At 61.0% G+C, this 21,667-nt stretch carries 17 protein-coding genes; 5 read left to right on the forward strand and 12 right to left on the reverse strand.

Features of this window, described 5'->3' with window-relative positions; genetic code table 11:
• The first annotated feature begins 27 nt into the window (after positions 1-27).
• Positions 28-990 (forward strand): serine hydrolase domain-containing protein, encoded by a 963-nt coding sequence (locus OEG84_RS10510; protein WP_267653714.1) that lies wholly within the window; start codon positions 28-30, stop codon positions 988-990.
• 7 nt (positions 991-997) lie between these two features.
• On the opposite strand, the gene apbC is transcribed toward OEG84_RS10510, so the two are convergent.
• The 5 genes from apbC to OEG84_RS10535 form a co-directional block, all read right to left on the reverse strand.
• On the reverse strand, positions 998-2,116 hold the full coding sequence (apbC, locus tag OEG84_RS10515) for an iron-sulfur cluster carrier protein ApbC (RefSeq protein ID WP_425602909.1): 1,119 nt from the start codon (positions 2,114-2,116) through the stop codon (positions 998-1,000).
• A gap of 135 nt (positions 2,117-2,251) precedes the next feature.
• Entirely contained in the window at positions 2,252-3,283 is a 1,032-nt protein-coding gene (locus tag OEG84_RS10520) for an AbrB family transcriptional regulator (RefSeq protein ID WP_267653715.1), read from the reverse strand.
• A gap of 104 nt (positions 3,284-3,387) precedes the next feature.
• Complete coding sequence (locus OEG84_RS10525) at positions 3,388-4,923, reverse strand: tripartite tricarboxylate transporter permease (RefSeq protein ID WP_267653716.1); 1,536 nt, start codon at positions 4,921-4,923, stop codon at positions 3,388-3,390.
• Positions 4,924-4,932: 9 nt separating this feature from the next.
• Positions 4,933-5,364: a tripartite tricarboxylate transporter TctB family protein gene (locus tag OEG84_RS10530; protein WP_267653717.1), complete on the reverse strand. Its 432-nt coding sequence runs from the start codon at positions 5,362-5,364 to the stop codon at positions 4,933-4,935.
• 87 nt (positions 5,365-5,451) lie between these two features.
• Entirely contained in the window at positions 5,452-6,435 is a 984-nt protein-coding gene (locus OEG84_RS10535) for a Bug family tripartite tricarboxylate transporter substrate binding protein (RefSeq protein ID WP_267653718.1), read from the reverse strand.
• Positions 6,436-6,541: 106 nt separating this feature from the next.
• On the opposite strand from OEG84_RS10535, the gene OEG84_RS10540 reads away from it, so the two are divergent.
• From OEG84_RS10540 to OEG84_RS10550, 3 genes are read left to right on the forward strand one after another with little or no spacing between them, the layout of a single operon-like run.
• Complete coding sequence (locus tag OEG84_RS10540) at positions 6,542-7,228, forward strand: response regulator transcription factor (protein WP_267656157.1); 687 nt, start codon at positions 6,542-6,544, stop codon at positions 7,226-7,228.
• Positions 7,225-8,652, forward strand: a complete 1,428-nt coding sequence (locus OEG84_RS10545; RefSeq protein ID WP_267653719.1) for a sensor histidine kinase — start codon at positions 7,225-7,227, stop codon at positions 8,650-8,652. Before OEG84_RS10540 ends, OEG84_RS10545 begins: the two co-directional genes overlap by 4 nt.
• Positions 8,649-9,725, forward strand: coding sequence for an ABC transporter substrate-binding protein (locus OEG84_RS10550; protein WP_267653720.1), 1,077 nt, complete (start codon positions 8,649-8,651; stop codon positions 9,723-9,725). The genes OEG84_RS10545 and OEG84_RS10550 overlap by 4 nt, the downstream gene beginning before the upstream one ends.
• Positions 9,726-9,807: 82 nt before the next feature.
• Here the strand turns inward: OEG84_RS10550 and OEG84_RS10555 are convergent, their stop codons facing one another.
• A complete protein-coding gene (locus OEG84_RS10555) occupies positions 9,808-11,973 on the reverse strand; it encodes an esterase-like activity of phytase family protein (protein WP_267656158.1) in 2,166 nt (721 codons plus the stop codon).
• On the opposite strand from OEG84_RS10555, the gene OEG84_RS10560 reads away from it, so the two are divergent.
• Positions 11,882-12,091, forward strand: a complete 210-nt coding sequence (locus tag OEG84_RS10560) for a hypothetical protein (RefSeq protein ID WP_267656312.1) — start codon at positions 11,882-11,884, stop codon at positions 12,089-12,091. The genes OEG84_RS10555 and OEG84_RS10560 overlap by 92 nt on opposite strands.
• A gap of 79 nt (positions 12,092-12,170) precedes the next feature.
• On the opposite strand, the gene OEG84_RS10565 is transcribed toward OEG84_RS10560, so the two are convergent.
• From OEG84_RS10565 to OEG84_RS10590, 6 genes are all read right to left on the reverse strand, one after another.
• Positions 12,171-13,742 carry a putative bifunctional diguanylate cyclase/phosphodiesterase gene (locus OEG84_RS10565; protein ID WP_267653721.1) on the reverse strand — a complete coding sequence of 524 codons (1,572 nt, stop codon included), beginning with the start codon at positions 13,740-13,742 and terminating at the stop codon, positions 12,171-12,173.
• A 298-nt stretch (positions 13,743-14,040) separates the two neighbouring features.
• Positions 14,041-15,051, reverse strand: a complete 1,011-nt coding sequence (locus OEG84_RS10570) for a glycosyltransferase family 4 protein (protein WP_267653722.1) — start codon at positions 15,049-15,051, stop codon at positions 14,041-14,043.
• A gap of 87 nt (positions 15,052-15,138) precedes the next feature.
• Entirely contained in the window at positions 15,139-17,493 is a 2,355-nt protein-coding gene (locus OEG84_RS10575; protein WP_267653723.1) for a cytochrome P450/oxidoreductase, read from the reverse strand.
• The gene (locus tag OEG84_RS10580; protein WP_267653724.1) at positions 17,486-18,793 is read right to left on the reverse strand and encodes an ABC transporter permease; all 1,308 of its coding nucleotides are present in this window, start codon (positions 18,791-18,793) and stop codon (positions 17,486-17,488) included. The genes OEG84_RS10575 and OEG84_RS10580 overlap by 8 nt, the downstream gene beginning before the upstream one ends.
• Positions 18,794-18,796: 3 nt before the next feature.
• The gene (locus OEG84_RS10585) at positions 18,797-19,933 is read right to left on the reverse strand and encodes an ABC transporter permease (protein WP_267653725.1); all 1,137 of its coding nucleotides are present in this window, start codon (positions 19,931-19,933) and stop codon (positions 18,797-18,799) included.
• Positions 19,930-21,441, reverse strand: coding sequence for an ABC transporter ATP-binding protein (locus OEG84_RS10590; RefSeq protein WP_267653726.1), 1,512 nt, complete (start codon positions 21,439-21,441; stop codon positions 19,930-19,932). The genes OEG84_RS10585 and OEG84_RS10590 overlap by 4 nt, the downstream gene beginning before the upstream one ends.
• Positions 21,442-21,667: the final 226 nt, after the last annotated feature.

Consider the following 21,667-nt stretch of genomic DNA (forward strand, 5'->3'; position numbering starts at 1 on the left):
CCTGTCTTCCCCGGCGCTTCTGAAACCATGGCCGGTTTGCTCGGCCGCGCCCAGGCAGACAGCTTCCTGCTTTCACGCGACGGCGAAATGGTGTGTGAATGGCACGCGCCCGGTGTCGATCGGTCCGATCCGCATCTGGTGTTTTCAATCTCAAAATCCATCACCGCACTGGTTGCGGGCATTCTCGAAGACCGGGGTATTCTAAATGTCAGCACACCGGTTGGGGATCTGGTGCCGGAGACCAAGGGCAGCGCCTATGCCGATGCCAGCGTGCGCGATCTGCTCGACATGCGCATTAGCCTGGACTTTGATGAATCCTACCTCTCCGAACAGGATTACGCCCGTTACCGCCGCGCCATGCTCTGGAACCCGGCAACCGGGGATGGCAGTGAGGAAAAAGGCCTGCTGGCCTTGCTTGGTAGCCTCGGCAAGGCCGACGGCCCCCATGGAGGCGATCACGCCTACCTGTCACCCAATTCGGACATGCTGGGGATCGTTCTAGAGCGCGCCACCGGCACTCGCTTTACAGATCTTTGCTCGGATCTTCTGTGGCAGCCGCTTGGCGCATCTGCGGACGCGCTCATCACCGTCGACAATCGCGGCGCGCCGCGCACCGCCGGCGGCATCTCGCTATGCCCGCATGATCTGCTGGCGCTGGGCCAGATGCTGCTCGATGGCGGCAAGGCCGGAGGCAACCAGATCATCTCCCGGCGCTGGATCGACGACATGCGCACAAATGGCGATCCGGGCGCCTGGGCACGCGGCACCCAGGCGGAGTTCCTGAAAACAGGCCGCTACCGCAGCAACTGGTATCAGCTTGGCGGCGGCTCCAATGCCTTTCTCGCAGCCGGCATTCACGGCCAGTTTCTCTACTGCGACCCCGACACCAATACGGTGATTACCTGCACGGCATCTCAACACGAGCCCCAGAACGATGCGCTCGACCAGGACATGCTGGCGTTGTTCGCCAATCTGGCCAAACCCACCTGAGCCGCACCTATTCGAACACGATCTCCGGCATGGTCCGGGCACCTTCGCCCGAGAGCGCATCAAGCTCAGCCAGCACCTTGACGGCAATGTCGCGATAGGCTTTCGCGTGTGGTCCGTCCGGGGCCGAGGCCACAACAGGCAGGCCGGCATCGGAGGTTTCGCGGATCGACATCGCCAGCGGCACTTCGCCAAGAAATGGAACATTGATCCGGGATGCTTCCTCGCGGGCGCCGCCATGGCCGAAAATGTCGTGCCGGCCTCCGCAATCGGGACAGACGAAATAGCTCATGTTCTCGACGATGCCCAACACCGGAACATTCACCTTGGTAAACATGTTGAGCCCCTTGCGGGCATCGATCAACGCCAGGTCCTGCGGCGTCGAGACGATCACGGCGCCAGCCAGCGGCACATTCTGCGCCATCGTCAGTTGCGCGTCGCCGGTGCCCGGCGGCATGTCGACCACCAGCATGTCGAGTTCACCCCAGGCGACCTCACGCAGCATCTGGTTGAGCGCCGAGATCACCATCGGTCCGCGCCAGATCATCGGCGTGTCTTCCTCCACCAGGAAGCCCATCGACATCACCTTGAGGCCGTAATTCTCCATCGGCTTGAGCAACCGCCCCTCCAGCTGTTCCGGGCGCCCGGAAATACCCAGAAGTCGTGGCATCGACGGGCCATAGATATCGGCGTCGAGCACACCAACCCGCAGGCCTGTCGCCTGCAGTCCGAGCGCTAGATTGACTGCGGTGGTTGATTTGCCGACGCCGCCCTTGCCCGAGGCGACAGCAATGATTTTGCCAATGCCCGGTACATCAGTTTTGGTGCGACCCTTTAGGCGTGCAGCAAGCGTGGCGCTGGGGGCTGCCGGTTGCGGTTTGGGTTGTGGGCTCGGCTGCGCAGGCGCGGCAGCACCAGCTTCACGCGCAGCGGTTAGCGCCACCATCGCGCTTGAAAGCCCCGGAACAGTCTTGGCGGCACGCTCGGCCGCCTCGCGCAACGGTTCTAGTTCCTGTGCGCGCGCGGCCGGAACCGTCAGCGAAAAATAGGCTTTGCCATCAGCAATGAAGATATCGGACACCAGCCCAAGATCAACGATGTTGCCTTCGAGATCCGGTCCCTTCACCATCTTCAGCTTGGCCAGGATGTCTTCCTTGGTGACGCTCACGATGCACTCCGCATTTTCATTTCGGACCTCTCCCACATAAAGCAGGCGAACTGACAATAAAATGGCATAGCATAACAAAAGGCGGTTTGCCGCAGCTCAATTGCGTTGGCTGCGGATCACGAAAATCGGGACGATCACGGTCAGCATCAACAGCCGCGCAATATGATGCGTGGCTACGAAAGTCGGGTCGATGCCGAGTATGACAGACATCGCCGCCATGGTTTCCAATCCACCGGGCGCAAAGGCGATCAGCACCGCAATCAGATCCATCCCGGTCATCCAGTGCGCGATGACAGCGAAGAACCCCGCAATCGCCACGCCGAGCAGGGTCACGAATATCCCGGCACCTAAGGCGCTGCGCATCTGCGCCAGGGTGACGCCGGAAAACCGCGAGCCGATCAGTGCGCCAAGCGAAACAAAGGCGATCGCCGCCAGCCAGGCCGACATCACGCCATGCACCAGACCGGTTACATGCAACACGATCGAAACCAGCATGCCACCGATCAGATAGGCCGCCGGCAGCTTGAGACGCTGCAAAACAAATCCGGTAATCCAGGCGATGACAATCATGCCGGCAAGCAATTGGAGCGCGGTTTCGGCAGGCTGCGCCGCCACCCGTTGCGGAATCTGGCCAGTCAGGCTGATTACCACCGGAACCAGAAGCGTCAGCGCCAGAACCCGCATCGACTGGACGATGCTGACGGTCTTCAGATCCGCCTTCACCCCTTCGGTGAGGCCCAGTACATAGCTCAGATGCCCCGGTGACGAAGACAGGAAAGCCGTGGCGCGGTCCATCTGCCAGAACCTTACAAGCGCCGCGCGGGTCAGGAAGATGATGGCGAACAGACTTGCGGCCAACGACACCAGGGTCAACGGCCAGGACCTCATCGCGGTAAGAACTTCCGGCGTCACCCCCTGCCCGATTGACAGGCCGAGAACCACGAACACCAGATCGCGCAGCCGTTGCGGCAATGCCGCAGTCCTGATCCCGACGAGCCCGGCCAGCGTCACCGCCATCGCCGGGCCAGTAAGGAAAGGCGCCGGGAATAACAGCGCGTAGGTGAACCCGGCGCCGGCTGCGGCGATCACAAGCGTGATGAAGGGGGTCTGCCAGGAGCCCGGTGTCATTCGTCATTATCTCCCGAAGGATGGCCAGGCGCGACGCGGCCGTTGCAGGGAATCAGCCGCCGTTCGCCCCATCCTAGAAGGGCCACCACCGGCAAACCACCCAATCAATCGGGATCTGTGTCGCTGTCGGTGCGTGGCAGCTTGGAGCGGAAGAACCGTCCGGCGACAATCGGCAGAATAAAGCCGAAAAAAGCGAACGCCCACAGCCCGATTGCCAACGGCGAGGCTACCAGCGTGCTCCACTCCCCATCCGAAATGGTCATCGCCCGTCTCAGATTGGCCTCCATCTGGTTACCCAGAAGCACACCCAGAATGACTGGCACCAGCGGCACGTCGAGCTTGCGCAGCACCCACCCGAGCACGCCAAAGAACACCATCACCATCAGATCGAAGGTCGAGCCGGAAATACCGTAGATGCCGACAAACGAGATCATCGCCACTGCCGGCATCAGATAGCGCGACGGCACCAAAAGCACCCGCACGAAAAGGCTGACCATCGGAATGTTCATGATCAACAACATGAAGTTACCAATGAACAGGGCCGCGATCAGCCCCCAGACCACATCCGGGTTGGCGGTAAAGAGCAGCGGACCGGGGGTGATGTTGAGCGCCAGCAGCATCGCCAGCAGCACCGCAGTCGTGCCCGACCCCGGCACACCGAGCGCCAACATCGGCACCAACGCACCGCCGGCCGCAGCGTTATTGCCAGCTTCAGGGGCTGCCACGCCACGCGGATCGCCTGTGCCAAAGGTCTTGTCCTTGTCGACCAGCCGCTTTTCCACCGAATAGGCAATAAACGATCCCAATGAGGCGCCGGCCCCCGGCAGCACGCCGGCGAGGAAGCCGAGCACTGTCGACCGCGCCATCGTCGGCGCTGTCTGTTTGATCATCGACCAGGGCGGGGTTATGCGCCCGAGCTTGACCCCGGAGGCATCGCCCGTGGCCTTGGCAGTGCCGCGGTGTTCGAGAAAGATGAATACTTCCGACAACGCAAACAGACCGGCGATCGCCACCAGGAAGTCGATACCGTCATACAGATGCACTTCGCCAAAGGAAAAGCGTGGCACGCCGGTCTGACCATCGACACCGATCATGGCGATGCCGAGCCCGAGGCCGGCGGCCAGTGCGGCCTTTGCCTGGTTCTTGCTGGCGATGCCACCCAGCGTCGCGAAAGCCAGCGCGAACAGCGCAAAATATTCCGCCGGACCGAACAGCAGCGCCACCTTGACCAGCTGCGGCGCCAGGAAAACAAGCCCCCAGGTGGCAAAGAATGCGCCGACAAACGACGCAAGGCCCGACAGCGCCAGCGCTTCACCGGCCATGCCCTTCTTGGCCATCGGATAGCCATCCAGCGTCGTCATCAAGGCCGGTTCGTCACCGGGGATGTTGAGCAGGATCGAGGAGATGCGGCCACCATACATGGCGCCGTAGTAGACACTGGTGAGCAGTATCAGCGCCGGAGTTGCCGGCAGCCCCAGCGTAAACGCCAGCGGAATGAGGATTGCCACCCCGTTGGACGGTCCAAGCCCCGGCAGCGCACCGATGATGGTGCCGAGAAAACAGCCGATCAGCGCCAGACCGAGATTCTGGAATGTGAGGGCGATCGAAAACCCGTGTGCAAGTGCGTAAAGACTATCCATGACCCTACCTCAAAAGCCCCACGGGCCGCGCGCAAGCGACAAGCCCAGAATGAGATTGAAAATGACAAAGATGCCGACCGAAATGACGATCCCGGCGATCACCGCCTTGATCGGCGGTGTCCCCAGCCGCCAGGAGAGATAGCCGGCGGCGACCGCGGTTGAGACCACGAACCCGGCGATCGGCAGGGCATAGGCATAGGCAATCATCACAACGACGGTGAGACCAACCTCGAACAGCCGGCTGAAATCCGGCCATTCCGGTTCGTCATCCGGCTTGAGCAGAATCGCCAGGCTGGAAATGCCGACCAGCAGGCCGATGATGATTGGAAATATCTTTGGTCCGACAGGATCGGAAATGAAGCTTTCCTTGATCAGTGTCGCTTGCCAGATGAAAAATGCTGCCAGCAGGAGGCCAACGCCTCCCATGATCCGGTCGCTCATGGCGCCCTCCCCTCCACGGTGACCCGGCGATTGCCGGAACAGTCAGCCTCCGCCCGTTGGATACGGGCGAAGGCTTGGTCCCGATCCTTACTGGATCAGGCCGATTTCCTTGGAAATGGTCGTGATCGAATCGACCGATTCCTGAACGAAAGCCTGGAATTCCGCGCCGCGCAGGTTCAGCGGGGCGAGGCCATTCTGGGCCATCACGCCCTTCCATTCATCGCTATCGTAAACACCGCCGATGGCGTTGACCCAATAGTCATAGGCTTCGTCGGACATGCCGCCCGGCGCATAGAACCCGCGCCAGTTGGCGCCGATCACGTCGATGCCCTGCTCCTTGGCAGTCGGAAACGAGGCAAAATCGCCTTCAAGCCGTTCAGGCGCAAGTACTGCCAACACCTTGATGTCGCCGGAATCGACAAAGCCCTTGGCCTCGGATGCATCGCCCGTAAACGCCTGCACGGAGCCTGCGAGCAATTGCGTGACCGCCTCGCCGCCGCCATCGAAGGCAACATACTTGATGGTCCGGACATCATCGATGCCTGCCTTCTTGGCGGCGATCAGCACCTTGAGATGATCCCAGCCACCAACGGCCGACCCACCGGCGATCGAGACCGAGGTGGGATCCTTCTTGATCATGTCCAGAAGCTCGGGCAGCGTGTTGACCGGCGAATCCTTGGCCACCGCAACGATGCCGTAATCGGCGCCAACCGCACCGATCCAGCGCACCTGGTCCATGGTGTTGCCGGGATAGGCACCCTGCGCCAGACGAGTGGACGTGGCCGACGATGCGGCGACGATCAGATCGTTGTCATCATTGCGTTTGTTGACGACTTCAGCGAAGGCCACGCCGCCACCGCCGCCGGCCATGTTGGTGACCTGCATGGTGCCCGGCACAGCCTTGAGATCCTGCAGCGTCTTGCCGACCTGACGGCAGGTGAAATCCCAGCCGCCGCCGGGGTTGGCCGGTGCAATGCACTCGGTGGCTTCCGGCTCGAACGCGTAGGAAGCTGCGGTCAGCGAAACGACGGCAACAGCGGTTGCGGCAAGCCGTGTGATAATGTTCTTCATGATTTCCTCCACAATGAAGATGCCACCTTTCCTCAAAGGTGGAATGGTGGCTATGCTAACCGCCAAAGCTGTCAACAAGCTGTCAGCCGGCGGGAGGCCCCAGACCATGCATTTTCTGGTCGTTGAAGACACGGCCGATGTCGCAGAAGCCATAATCGAACGGCTGGGGCGCGGCGGGCATGCCTGCGACCGGGCTGCTTCGTTGGCCGATGCGATGCATTTTGCCGCAGCCTCGACCTATGATCTGGTGATTCTCGACATCAACCTGCCCGACGGTTCAGGCCTGGATTTTCTCAAATGGTTGCGAGGACGACGCAACGCGGTGCCGGTTCTGGTTCTGACCGCGCGGCTGGCGGTCGACGACAAGATCGGCGCGCTCGACTTCGGCGCCGATGACTACATGGTCAAACCCTTCGATCTGGGCGAGCTGGAAGCCAGGGTCCGCGCCATTGTCCGGCGTCGCAGCGGCGAGGCTGGTGCGCGCCTGTCGGCCGGCAATCTCGAATTCGACATGGTGACGCGACTGGCGACCGTGGATGGAGAACCGCTGTCGTTGACCCCGCGCGAGCAATTGCTGCTGGAGATATTCTTGGCCAACAAGGGGCGTGTGCTCGAAAAAGAAGAGCTGATCATGCGGTTGTTCGGCATGGATGCCGACGCTGGCCCCAATGCCATCGAGCTCTATGTCGGCCGGCTGCGCCGCAAGCTTTCCGGCGCCGGCATGGAGATCAAGACCCTGCGCGGCCTCGGCTATCAGGCACGCGCCTGTGAACCCGGACCTGCCTTGCCGTGAGCCCACCAGCCGCAATCATTCCATCCGCATCCGCCCACTCGATCGCTTGGCGACTGACGCTTCTGCTGACACTGCTTTTGACCATTGCCGTGGCCGGCACTGTTTACGCCGCACTGAACTACGGTCAGACCGCGGCCACCCGCGCTTTCGATCGACTGCTGACCGGCGCGGCGCTGCAGATCGCCGAACGCATCAGTGTCGTCGAGGGCGAAACCGTGATCGATATTCCGCTTTCGGCATTCGGCCTGCTGTCGCTGGCTTCCGAAGACCGGATCTTTTACCGGATCCTCGGTCCCGATGGCGTGACCCTGACCGGCGACGAGAATTTTCCGTTGCCTGAACAGACCGCCCCCCGGAATGAACCCTTGCTCTATGACGCCGACTTCTCCGGCGAAGCAGTGCGCGCCATCCGCATGCAGCGTTTTCTCGCCGAGCGCGCGGTGCGTGGACCGATTACGGTTGTGGTGGCGCAAACCCTGCGCGCCCGCTCCGAACTCGCCCATGAGATCGTCACCCGGGCGGTGATTGGCGTCGTCATCGCCGGCGGCGTTACCCTGATCCTGGCCTTGCTCGCCATGCGACTGGCGCTGAGCCCCTTGCGCCGCATCGAACGCGCCATTCTGGCCCGCGACCCGAAGGATCTGACGCCCTTTACCACCACCACGCCACGCGAAGTCGAGGCGCTGGTCGCCGCCATCAACCGCTTCATGGCGCGACTCGATCGGCGGGTCGGCGCCATGCAGGGGTTTGTCGCCGACGCTGCTCACCAGATGCGCACACCGATCACCGCGCTGCGCGCCCAGACCGAACTCGCCATGGAGGAAACCGATCCTGGTCGGTTAAAGACGCTGCAGCGGCGCATCCGCGACCGGGCGATCGGCATCAGCCGGTTAACCGATCAATTGCTATCGCATGCGCTGGTGACGCATCGCGCCGATTCCGCAACGCTGGCGCTGATTGACCTGCGGCGGGTGGCGGTGGAGGCAGAGCGCGAAGCCCGTCGCACCGGTGGTTCAGAGGGCATCGAACTCGATCTTCCCGACGATCCGGTGATGGTGACAGGCGATGCCTTCAGCCTGCGCGAAGCCGCCCGAAACCTGCTCACCAACGCGCTGGCCCATGGCCAACCGCCGGTCTGGCTGCGCGTCAGCATCACCCCCGACAACCGGGCTTTGATCGCCGCCCATGACAGTGGCCCCGGCATGAGCGCTGATCAGTTGAGCCGCATCGGCCAGCGTTTCGCCCGCGATACCACCAACCCGCAAAGCGCCGGATTGGGGCTGGCCATCGTTGCCGAGGTTGCCGAGTTTCACCAGGGCTCAATCACCACAGCACGCACAACCGGCGGCGGCTTTCTGGTCGGTGTCGAATTGCCGCTGGTGCCTCCATCAACGCCTTCCTCACCGGAAACCGGCCTTTCATGACTAATCCCAGGCTCCTCCTTCTGGGCACGGCCCTGATCACCATTGCCGCGCTACCGGGCAAACCGGAGGCCGCAGAAACGTTGACCCGGTTTGAAGCCGCTTCCGGCAACACCGAACTGGTGATCGCCAGCGTCACCGATCTTGATTTCATGCGGCCGCTGATTTCGGCTTTCCAACAGCAGAACCCTGGCATCTCGGTCAGCTATATCGAGGATACGTCCAACAGTCTCGACGCCACGGTTTCGAAAGCCTGCAGCGACCGGACATTTTTCGCCGACCTGGTGATCTCCTCATCGATCGCCCAGCAGGTACGCCTGGTCAATGGCGGCTGCGCCCGCGAGATCGGCAGCCCTGTTCTCGCAGACCTGCCTGACTGGGCACAATGGCGCGGCGAACTGATGGGCCTGACCTATGAGCCGGCGGTGATCGTTTACAACAGCGCCGAATTCGCCGCCGAAGGTCCGCCCTTGAGCCGGTTCGACCTGATCGACATGATGCGGCAATCCGACAAGCTCAGCGGTCGCATCGCCACCTACGATATCGAGGAATCCGGCGTCGGCTATCTGTTCGCCTTTCAGGATTCCACCGAGGCCAGCACCTGGGGACGCCTGATCGAGGGCTTTGGCCGCAACAACGTCGCCACTTTCTGTTGCAGCTCGGAAGTCATCGACCGGGTCGCCGATGGCCGCGCGCTGATCGGCTACAACGTACTCGGCTCCTATGCGCTGTCGCGGGCTGAAAAAGACCCGCGCATCGGCGTGGTACTGCCGAGCGATTACACCCTGGTTCTGGCTCGCGCCGGCTATATTCCGCGCGAAGCCCGTGCGGCGAACGCCGCCCGAGCGTTTTTGGAGCTGGCTCTATCCCCGGCAGGCCGTGCGATCCTTGACGGGGAAACCCGCCTGCTCACACCGCTGAGCGGCCCCGGCGCCCTGCCCGGACTGACCGACAACAAGGAACCGGCATTACGGCCGATCCCGTTGTCACCGGCGCTGCTGGTATCGCTCGACCGCGCCAAGCGGGCCCGGTTCCTGTCGCAATGGCGCAAATCGGTGACTCCGCCTTCGCCGTAGCATCAAACGGTCACAGACCTACCTGAACTGCAAGAAGCCGGGCGCATGACAACGCCCGGCCTCATTATTTCAATGCCTACGGTCAGTTGGAAACCGGTGCCAGACCGTCGACGGTGAAGAACAGGGTTTCGCCGGAGCTGTCATCGACGCCGTCATTGTCGGTGACGATGTAGCCCTTGCCGTTGGCATCAATCGCAAGACCTTCGACCTTGTCGACCACGTAGCCGTTGAGTGCCTTCAGCTCGTCAAGCAGGTCGCGAACTTCTTCCTTCTCCACCAGCGGCAATTCACCACCCAGCTTTGCCGGAACCATCTGGCTCAGGGCAACGCGGAAGATCTTCTTGATCGCAGCCTTGGCGCCGATCTGGTTGTCGCGCTCGATGATATAGGCATAGTCGCCGTGGATTTCGATGTCGGACAATCCGACCCAGCCCTTGTCGGCCGGTGCATCGAGCTGGTAGCGCACAGCACCCCATTCCTTGCTGTTGGTGTTATAGGCCACCAGCTTGACCTCATTCTTGGCGTCATCGTGCCAAGGACGCTGCACCGGCATCCACAAGGTGTCACCCAGACGGGCAATGCCTTCGAAGCCGAAGCGTTTTTCCTGCGCCAGCAGTTCCTCAGGCAGGGAGATTTCCTGCTTGATCACGCCCTTGGCGTTGACGTGGTACAGCGCATGCGGAACCATCCGGTCGGTCCGGCCTTCCGAAGCCAACCAGAAGCCGCCCTCGCCATCGGTCGTCACACCTTCCAGATCAAGCTTCTGGGCGGGGAAACCGGCCCGCGTGATCTCCAGTGCCGAGGTGATGCGCGCCGGAGTCTGGGTGGCGTCGATGGTGAAGATCGTCGGCTGATAGCCATAGAAACTGTCATTGACCGCATAGAGCTTGCCGGTGGTGTCGGCATCGGTTGCAAGCCCCGAGAGCGCGCCCCAGCCAATCAGCGCATCCGACCCTGCCGAAGTGATCTGCGGATAGGCGGCCGGCGCGTTCTCGCGCTGATACAGCATCACATGGCTGCGCACGCCGCCGTCTTCGATCAGATCGGCTTCGTTGGCCGATGCGACCAGGTTGCGCGAGGGGATGGCGACGATGCCTTCAGGCGCTATGCCCGACGGCAACATCTGGGTGAGCACCGGTTTTGCCAGGTTGCTGACATCGTAGACACCGATGATGGATGCCCGTTCGGCGCCGACGAACACATAGGGCTTGCCGTCAAATATCGCCACTTCGATTGATTCCGGCTCCGCGCCCTTGGCGTCCGAGCGCTTGTCCGGGTAATGGCCAGCCTCAACAATCGCATATTCGAATGACATGCCCGAATCATAGACCACGGTGCCATTCTTGTTGAAGATGGTCCAACCACGCGATCCACCCTCGTAATCGCCTTCATTGGCAATGGCGAAATGATCGTTGTCGATCCAGCCAACGGCATCGGGTTCACGCTTGCGGTCTGTCTGGGCTTCGGTGAACCGCAGCGCGCCGCGTTCATCGGTAAGGTCGACATTTTCCAGCGTCACGGCACCGGCAGAGAAGTGCGAGACCACCTTGCCAGCACGGTCGAGCACGACGATGTGGTTATTCTCCTGCAGCGTCACCACAGTTTCGCCAAGGCTATTGATATCGACAAATTCGGGCTCCGGATCTTCCGGCGCGATCTCGGCCAAACCCGTCACATCGGAAAACCGCAGGCTCGCACAATCAGCTACGCCATCCTTGACGTCGATGAAAGCAACCTGGCCAGCAGGCATCTGCGGCAGAACTCCGTTATTAAGATCCTCGTCACGCTCGTTCTCAATGGCGATGGCCAGGAACGAACCGTCCTTCGCGCTGGCAATCGAATCCGGCTGACCACCAAGATCACAGCTTGCGGAAATCGTGCGCCTTTCAATATCGACGGTCAGCAGCTTGCCGCCAACCTCGACATAATTACTGGAGGTGTTGACCGCGACAAAAGCGTTGCCGCCAATAACGGTGACAGATGTTGGCTCGGCTTCGCCACCGTCGACGGGCTGCATCGACACGTTTCCGAGCGGCTTGGGATTGGCCGGGTCGGCGATATCGATGATGCCGATCACACCCAGCGGGCTGTCGGTATAGACCAGACGCTGGCCATCTTCGCTGGCGGCGATGATTTCTGCGGATGTTTCACGGTTCATGTCTTCGCCGGCGGCCATGTTCGAAGGCGTGGCCAGCGATGAAATCCTGTTGAAATTCATCTCCGCGGCCGACGCCGAAGCGGCGATCATGGCAAGGGCGGAGGTGAAACAAAGCAATCTCGACATAGGGCAATCTCCCGGTTTGATTTCCGGCGATGTGCCATCAGCGAGATTGCAGGATCACGACAAGGACGTGACAGTTATGTGAAAACGGTGGACAACTGACCCTGCCCGGCGGGAAACGGGCGCCAACGGAAACTGGAACCCGCAGGCCATTGATCTCGGGATCAGGCCACTTCTCGTTCACTCTCCTGGTCCGGCGTTGCCTTGCCGTAGTCCAGACGGCTGCCGTCCATATCCTCGATGAAGCTCGGCTTGCCGAAATAGTAACCCTGGAAGCGGTCACAACCCGCCGCACTGGCGCGCATGAGATCGGCTTCGGTCTCAATTCCTTCGGCAACAATGCAATTGCCGGCACAGCGAGCGATTTCCACCACCGCACTGACAAAAACATCGGTGACATGGTCGGAGCCCAGTGTGCGGATATAGCTCTTGTCGATCTTGATCACGTCATAGGGAAGTGCCCGCAGCTGGTTGAACTCGGAATAGCCCATGCCGAAATCATCGAGCGCAATGCGGAAGCCAACATCCTGCAACGCCGAAATCTGGCCGGCAATGACCGGATTGGCCGCCAACGAGGCGCTTTCGGTGATTTCAAGGATAATCCGGTGCGGGTCCGTTCCGGTTTCCGCAAGGATCTTGAGCATCTGTGCTTTCAGGTCCGGCTTGGCGATCTGATTGGCCGAGAGGTTCACATTGACCGGCACGTCCGGCAACCGTGGCATGTCCTCGCACACGTGGCTCAGGACATAATCGCCGATGTCGCCGATCATCAATGCTCGTTCGGCGACCGGGATGAAGATATCCGGCGGGATCACGCCCCTCAGCGCATGCCGCCAGCGCAGAAGCGCCTCAAAGGCCACCAACCGGCCATTGGCATCGACAATCGGCTGATAAGCCACGCGCAAATGTCTGAGCAGAAGGGCAGCGCGCAATTCGCGAACCAGCGCCTTCTCGTTGCGAATGTCAGTCAGCATCTCTTCCTGAAACAGCGTCGCGCAGGCGCGGCCATTTTTCTTCGACGCATAAAGCGCCATGTCGGCATTGATGAACAGCGAGCTCCAAGTCTTGCCGTGATAGGGCGCCAGCGCAATGCCGATCGACGCAGAGACCGACAAACGATGGTTGCCGACGCTGGCCGACTTTGATAGCCCGCTCTCGAGACCGGCACACAACTCGTGAGCGTATTTTGCGGTAATCGGGTCAGAATGCTCGATCAGCACCCCGAACTCGTCGCCCCCCAGCCGCCCCACCTGCGCACCAGGGAAATGCATCCGCAGTTTTTCGGCAAAATGCACCAGAACCGTATCCCCCGCCGGGTGGCCAAGGCTATCATTGACTTGTTTGAAGTGATCGATATCGGCCAGGAACAGCGCAAAGAACGATGTGTTTGAACGGGTTTCGAGCGCCAACTTGGCTTCAAAAACAAATTTTTCACGATTGAAAACGCCGGTCAGTGCGTCACGTTCGGATTGCGCAAGAACCCGGGCGTGGTCTTTGCCGAGGGATTTCAGCCGGCTCTTCAGGTCCAGTACCGAGATCAGCAGAAACAGCGGCACGCAGGCAGCGATACCGATGAGGAGCACGCCGGAAGTAGTATACCCGGCATTTTCCGGCTGACCGACACCCTGGAACCATAGAATGAGGATCCCTCCCAAAGCCAGTAGGCCGAGAAGGATGATGGAAAAACTGAACTCCGCTCCCCAGTCAAACCATCTATTTCGTGTCTGCTTCAGCATTTACTCAGTCCTGCTACTACCACGTAGTCGTCGGGCGATTTGGGAACCGGACCGATCCCCATTCATCCAACTCTTATTCATCTTCATCGACAAATGCCGGCCGAATATTCCCGGGTGCTTCACACCCATTGGACATTCGGCTCCGTTGCCCTTGCCAGCTTTCATTCGCATCATGCGCTTGATGACGGTAGCTGCTGCTTGTTAACGGAAACCAAACAACCGATTGCAATTGCTAGCATTTTTGCCGCAGCGATCGGTCACAACGCCGCAGCATGCGCAATTCCGCCCTGAACTCGGCTTAAGGGGCGATGCCGAAACTCACATATGTCGCATCCAGGAATTGGTCGGCGCAGGCCTTCCAGGAGAAGTCCATGGCGCGGGCGCGGGCATCGACGCCAGAAAGCGAAAGGCAGGCAAGCGCCGCCTTGTGCAGGTCCTCATCCACAACCCCTGCACCGCAGTTTCCCAGAATATCCTTCGGCCCGGTGACCGGATAGGCAGCAACCGGCACCCCCGAAGCAAGCGCCTCAAGCACCACCAGACCAAACGTGTCCGTTAGCGACGGAAACACGAAGACATCACCCATCGCGTACAACGTTGCGAGCTCCGTGCCCGACTTGGCGCCGGTAAACACCACATCCGGGTAGCGCGCCCTGAATTCTTCCAGCAAAGGTCCATCGCCGACGACCAGCTTGCTGCCAGGCAGCTTCATCTTCAAAAAGGCCTCGACATTCTTCTCCACCGCCATCCGGCCGACATGGACAAACACCGGACGCGGCAGCTCAAGCGGAGGCGCGTAGTCCGGTCGAAAATGCTGTGTATCAACGCCGCGCGACCAGATGTGTATATTTGCAAAGCCCCTGGACGACAGCTCATCGCGCAGGCTGGCGGTCGCCACCAAGCAACCGCGCCCCGCATTGTGAAACCACCGCATGAACCAATAGAGCCATCTCTCCGGAATGGGCGAGCGGGCCGCGACATATTCCGGAAAACGGGTGTGATAGCTTGAGGTAAACCCATTGCGCTTTAGAGCAGTGCGGCGGGCAAGCACGCCCAGAGGTCCCTCGGTGGCGATATGGATATAGTCAGGGTCGCACGCCTCGATCCGTCGCCGCACGCGCCCCGGCGTTGTCAGCGCCAGGCGGATCTCCGGATATCCCGGCAACGGCGCGGTGTGGAATTCGGCCGGCGACAGGATATCGACCTCGATGCCCAACCGCACAAGCCACGGCACCAGGTTCTCAATCGAGCGGACAACGCCGTTGATCTGCGGTCGCCAGGCGTCGGTGACTATGAGCAGTTTGGGCATTTGCCGATCCGTCCGGACGATCGCTCTGGCGTGTATGTTCGCAGCTAATACCCGCCCCACATCCGCCGATCAACCACCGATATGCGCTCACAGCGCCAGCCGCAGCATTCCACCGGCGCTGCGTGAGCAGCAAGCCATCATCCGCCCGCCTTCCGCCCGTTCGGCGGTCGACAGTACCCGGTCGCGATGATCGACCCCGCCTTCGAGCACCCGCACCTCGCAACTGCCACACAGCCCCTCCTCGCAATCGCTCGGCACATCAATGCCCGCGGCGCGCACCACATCGAGCAGCGTCTCGCCGGCGGGAACAGTGAGCGTCAGATTGGAATCTTCCAGCTCGATCTCAAACGAAGTATCGCCCTCAAGCGCCATTCCTCCGACATCAGTGGTAAACCGCTCGCTTTTGAGCATACCTTCCGGTCGGTCCGCGCAAAGCCGGGCAAGCGCATCGAGCAAACGCTGCGGCCCGCAGGCGTGAACCCGCACATCCTCGCCACAATCGCAAATAATCGCGGCGAGATCGGCGCGGCCACTTTCATCCGAAACATGCAGCACCGCATGTTCGCCATGATCGGCGATCAGCCGGTCGGCAAGCGCCATTGCTCCGCGTGACCGACCGCAATAGTGGACGACGTAATCGGCGCCGATCTGCTTCAGTCGGTCGGCCATTGCGACAATCGGCGTGATGCCGATGCCGCCGGCGATCAGAACATGGCGTCCGGCCTGCTCCTCCAGCCGGAAATAGTTTTTCGGGCCGCGCAGCCGCACCGTCATACCGGGCCTGAGTTCCTCGTGAATGAACTGCGAACCGCCGCGACCATTCTCCTCGCGCAGCACTGCGATTGTATAGTCAGACGCCGAAGGATCGCCGCACAGCGAGTATTTACGGCTAAAGGCGCCAAGCACCAGATCGATATGGGCACCCGGCGTCCAGGCCGGCAGTGGCAGTCCGTCGGGGTCTTCCAGCCGTAACAGCTTGATCCCGTCGGCGGCAACGCTGATCTCGGCAACGCGGACACTCCGGGTGATCTCCTTGCTGGTCGGCGCGCCGACCGGGAAAGAGATTTCGCGCTCGACAATCGCCGGATCGGTACGCTCCGGGTTGTTGGCCGGGTCCCATTCGACCTCCAGCTTCTGGGGCCCGCGAAAGGCGAGGTTTGGCAGGTAGGTAAACTGCTGGCCCTCAACCAGCCGCATATGCGGCAGCCTCCGGCACAGTTCCTCGATAAAGATCCGCATCTCTAGCCGCGCAAAATTCTTGCCCATGCACTGGTGGCTGCCATAGCCGAAAGTCAGGTGCTCGGCGGCGCTGTCTCGATAGATGTCGAGAAAATCGCTGTTCTCGAAATGCCGAGGGTCGTGGTTGGCCGAGGCGCTGACGATCAGCAGTTTGGCATCCTTCGGGATGGCGATGCCGGCAATTTCGGTGTCGCGGGTGGCCTGACGGCGCCACGCGACGACCGAGCCTTCAAGCCGCAAACACTCCTCGACGGCGTTCGGGATCAGCGCCGGGTCGTTACAGATCCGCTCCCAGACAAGCCGGTTGGATAGAAGCAATTTCAATGCGTTGGTGCTTGCCAGCGCGGTAGTCTCGTGCCCGGCCACGATGATCGCCATCATCATCGAGTGCAGATAGGAATCGGTCACTACATCGGGAATTTCCGCATTCTTGCGGATTGCTTGGTGCATCCAGCCCTGGCCGTCGGGTTCCTGGCGCATCTTGTCGAGCACTTGCCCCGCATATTGCCAGAACCGGCCGACAGATTCGGCCACATGCAATTGCTGCTCGGGCGAGGGTTTGCCCCAGGTATTGACCGTGTGCGCCACGGAAAATTCCTTGAGCCTGTCCATGTCTTCCTTGGGAACCCCCAGAAAATGCAGCGCCACTGTGAGCGGAATTTCCCACAGCATCGCCTCGACCAGATCAACCCGCCCATTATCGATGAAAGCATCGACCTTTTCGCGCGTCAACCGCCGGATCATCGGCTCCTTTTGCGCGAGATTGGCCGGCAGGAAATGATCCATCAGCGCCCGACGGCGCTCCATATGCGCCGGTTCATCCTCATTCACCAAAGTCCGGTTCATGGCGTAATTGTAGCGTTTGAGGGTCGCAAGCGCCGCCTCGCTCGGCGGTACCACCCGTTCCAGCGCAATCGACGGCGAGAAGGTGATGTTGTCGCGAAACACCGCCTTGACGTCATCGTAGAGGCTGACCACCCAGTAGCCGAGCTCGGGGTTGTAAAACACCGGTTCCTGCTCGCGCGACCACTTGAGCGCTTCGGCTGGATTGGCGAGATAGGCCGGTGAAAACGGATCGAAGGCTGCCGCTTGCGGCGATACCGGGCATCCGCCCATCGCAGCATTGCCGGATCCGGCTGCAGCGTGAGCCGGACAGGCGTCCACCGCTCCGTTCCCGCGCGCCCCCGCCTCCCGATCAACCATGGCTACCTCGCCTTGTTAATATTCGCAGCCTATTCCTTGATATAGGGCTGCCCGTCCGCAGCTGGCGCGCGCGCGCGCCGACAAAGCCGGCCACCACGATGATAGTAGCGATATAAGGCGCCATTGCCAGAAATTCCGATGGGATCGGCGTTTGCAGCAAGGCCAGTTTCTGCTGCATGGAATCGGCAAAGCCGAACACCAGCGCCGCCATCAGCGCGCCCACCGGATGCCAACGGCCGAAGATCATCGCCGCCAGCCCGATATAGCCGCGTCCGCCGGTCATGTTCTCGTCAAACCGCCCGACCGAACCCAGCGTGAACCAGGCGCCGCCAAAGCCCGCGACCATGCCACCCAGCGTCACATTGATGAACCGGGTGCGGTAGACATCGATCCCCAGCGTATCAGCAGCCCGCGGGTGTTCACCTACCGCCCGAGCTCTCAGTCCGGTACGGGTGTAGAATAGGTAGTAGGTTGCCACCGCCACCATGACCAATGCGCCATAGACAAAGATGTTCTGGTAAAACAGCATCGGCCCGATCACCGGAATGTCACCCAAAAGCGGGATTTTAATCGCCCGGAACACCGGCGCATTGTTAAGCGAGCGGTATTCCTGGAACACCTGGCTGCTGACATAGGATGTCAGCCCCAGCACGAACAGATTGATCACCACCCCGGCGATGATCTGGTCCATCCGGTAGGTCACCACCAGCGCCGCCAGGAAAAACCCGAACAGGCCGCCAACTGCCACCGCAGCCGTCAACCCGGCGATACCACCGAGCAAAGAGCCGACCAGCGCGCCGGCAAAAGCACCGGCGAGCAACATGCCTTCGATGGCGATATTGACCACCGCCACGCGCTCGCACAGCACACCGGCGAGACCGCCAAGCGCGATCGGCACGGCGCGAACCATGGTGGCCTGCAGCATGCCGGTGAGCGAAAACGCCTTGCCGGCAGTGGCCCAGACCAGAAACGCGACCACGGCCAGCGCCAAACCGAGCCCGAGCGAAAGCGATGTCCAGCGCACGCCGCCGCGCAGGAACTGCCGCGCGCCTAAAAATGCGAGAATGCCCGCCGCGATGAAATTGAACTGCGCCGCCGGCACGCTCAGATTGGGCAACACCAGCGCATCGGTCGGCCGTGACAGCCTGAACACTGCGCTGCCTTCGCTGCCGGCGCCAAACACCAGCGCCACCAGCACCGCCAACGCGATCAGCACCGCGCCGGAAATCCGGGCATGTTTCTGCTTTCCAAGATCAAGCCGGGCCGGGCTATCGGCGGTGGGGTTTTGAATTGTTGTCATGACCTACTCCTTCCGCGCCGTTCCGGGCTTGCGAAAGCCCCATGGGAAAATCGCCCGCACCAATAGCGGTGCAGCGATGAACACGATTATCAGGGACTGGATGATGCCGATCAGGTCGATGCTCACCCCGGCGTCAACCTGCATCTGCCTGCCCCCGGCCTCCAACCCGCCGAACAGCAGCCCGGCCAGAAGCACGCCGAACGGATGCGACCGACCCAGCAACGCAACAGCGATGGCGTTAAAGCCGATCCCTGCCGAAAACCCTGGCGTCGCCCGGTCCAGCACACCCAGCACCTGCGCAGAGCCGGCAAGGCCTGCAAGCGCGCCCGCAGTCGCCATCGCCGCAACGATGATCAGACCGGAGCGCATGCCGGCAAATCGCGCCGCATCGGGGCTTGCGCCGCTGGCGCGAAATTCGAAGCCGATCTTCGTCCGGTACAGGATCCAGTAGACCAGCAGCACTGCGGCGAGAGTGAGGAAAATACCCGCATGCACCCGCAGATTCGGGTCGATCCATTCCAGCAATCTGGGCAGCTGCGCATTTTCAGGAACCGATTTGGAAATCGGGTCGCTGCGCCCGGCGCGCTGCACGTAGGGCAGCCGCAACATGTAGTCGACCAACCTGTAGGCAATCAGATTGAGCATGATCGTCGAGATCACCTCATGGGCGCCGGTGGCTGCGCGCAGCCACCCGGCAATCGCCGCATAGAGCCCGCCCACCAGCGCGCCAGCCAGCAGGCTGATGGGCAACAACACAATGTAGGGCAGTCCGGAGAGGCTGAACCCGGCGATCACCGACGCCATGCCGCCGACCAGGATCTGCCCCTCGGCTCCAATATTGAACAGTCCAGCGCGGAAGCCGAGCGCCAATCCCAACCCAGCAAGCACCAACGGCGTGGCTGCCGTCAGCGTTTCCGAGATGGCGTTGACCGAACCGACCGAGCCTTTCAGCAGCGCCAGATAGGAGCGGGCGATCGTGCCCGGTTCCACCCCGGTAGCCAGCATTGTCAGTGCGCCCAGGATCAAGGCTGCGACAATGGCGAACACCGGTACAATCACCAGATCCTCGAATTCGGTCCGCCCCGGCGCGGCGCGTTTGAGCAGGGCCTGTACGGCCTCGTCGATATTGGAATCGCTCATGCTTTTGCTCCCGCCATCGCCAGTCCCACGGCGTTCTTGTCGACCGGGCCCTTGCTGGCATCGAACTCGGCCACGATCCGGCCCTTGAACATCACCAGAATCCGGTCTGACAACGCCAAGATTTCGTCGAGTTCCGATGAGACGATCAGCACCCCGTCGCCCTCGTCGCGGGCATCAATCAGCCGCTGATGAATATACTCGATTGATCCGACATCAAGGCCACGGGTCGGCTGCGCCGCAATCAGGAACTTGGTGTCGCGGGACATTTCCCGGGCCACCACCAACTTTTGCTGATTGCCGCCGGACAAATGCCCGGCCGCGGCATAGACCGACGGCGTGCGAACATCGAACTCGACAGCATTCTGCGCTGCATTTTCGCGGACCTTATCCCACTTGATCTCGAGCCCGGAAGAAAAGCGCTCGTCATAATAGGTGTCCAGCACCATGTTTTCCGCGACCGTGAAACTGGGGATAATTCCGGTGCGTTGGCGGTCTTCCGGAATATGCGCAATACCCATCTTGTGGCGCGCCCTGGGTGATGCGCGTGTGATATCCTCGCCGGCATAGCGGATCGAACCGCCCACCACCTCGCGCAAGCCCGCCAGCGCCTCGACAAGCGCAGACTGGCCATTGCCCTGGACACCTGCGATCCCAACGATTTCACCGCTCTTGATGGTGAAGTCGAGATGGTCGACAGCCACGGAATCATTCTCGTTGAGCACCACCAGGTCGCTCACTTCGATCATCGACGGTCCCGGCTCATATGGTTTCTTGACAACATCGAAGCTCACCGGTCGTCCGACCATCATCTCGGCCAGATCAGTCGTAGACAATTTTTTCGGATCGCCTTCACCAACAATTTCACCGCCGCGCAGGACGCTGATCCGATCCGCAATTTCGAGAATTTCGTTGAGCTTGTGGGTGATGAACACCAGCGCCTTGCCGGCATCGCGCAGGGATTTGACGATCTCGAAAAACTCAGAGACTTCCTGCGGTGTCAGCACTGCGGTCGGCTCATCAAGGATCAGCACTTCGGCAGAGCGAAACAGCACCTTGATGATTTCCACCCGCTGCTGGACACCCACCGGAAGGTTTTCAATCAGCGCGTCCGGATCGACCTCCAACCCGTATTGCTCGTGAATCTGCCTGACCTGAGCCCTGGCGGCGTCAAGATCCAGATAGTCCGCCCGGCCCGTCGGCTCGACACCGAGCACGACATTTTCGGCCACGGTGAAAACCGGGACCAGCATGAAATGCTGATGCACCATGCCGATGCCGGCCTTGATCGCCGCACCCGGTCCATCAAAGGTCACAGGCTTGCCGTCGATCAGGATTTCGCCTTCATCAGGTCGGTAGAGGCCACACAGCACATTCATCAGGGTAGACTTGCCTGCGCCGTTCTCCCCCAGCAGTCCGAGCACTTCACCACTGCGAATGGTCAGGTTGACGCCTGAATTGGCGACCACAGGGCCGAAACGTTTGGTAATTCCGCGAAGTTCGACATCCATCTCATACACTCTGATTTTTAGAGCTGACCATCCTCAGATGCGACTGCGTGAGCGTTGGCCACCGAAGAACCGCAAAAAATGCAGAGCGAATCCATTCAGCAAGCACGTAGGGTATCTGCAGATATTCCGGCCCTGGCAGCACGAAAAATCCACCCGCTTCAATTAAATCTTCTGCAATGGATAGGCCCGGAAACCAAGCGAGCAACCGGGCCAGGAAATGGGGTCG

It is taken from the genome of Hoeflea algicola, from assembly GCF_026619415.1.
Classification (GTDB): domain Bacteria; phylum Pseudomonadota; class Alphaproteobacteria; order Rhizobiales; family Rhizobiaceae; genus Hoeflea; species Hoeflea algicola.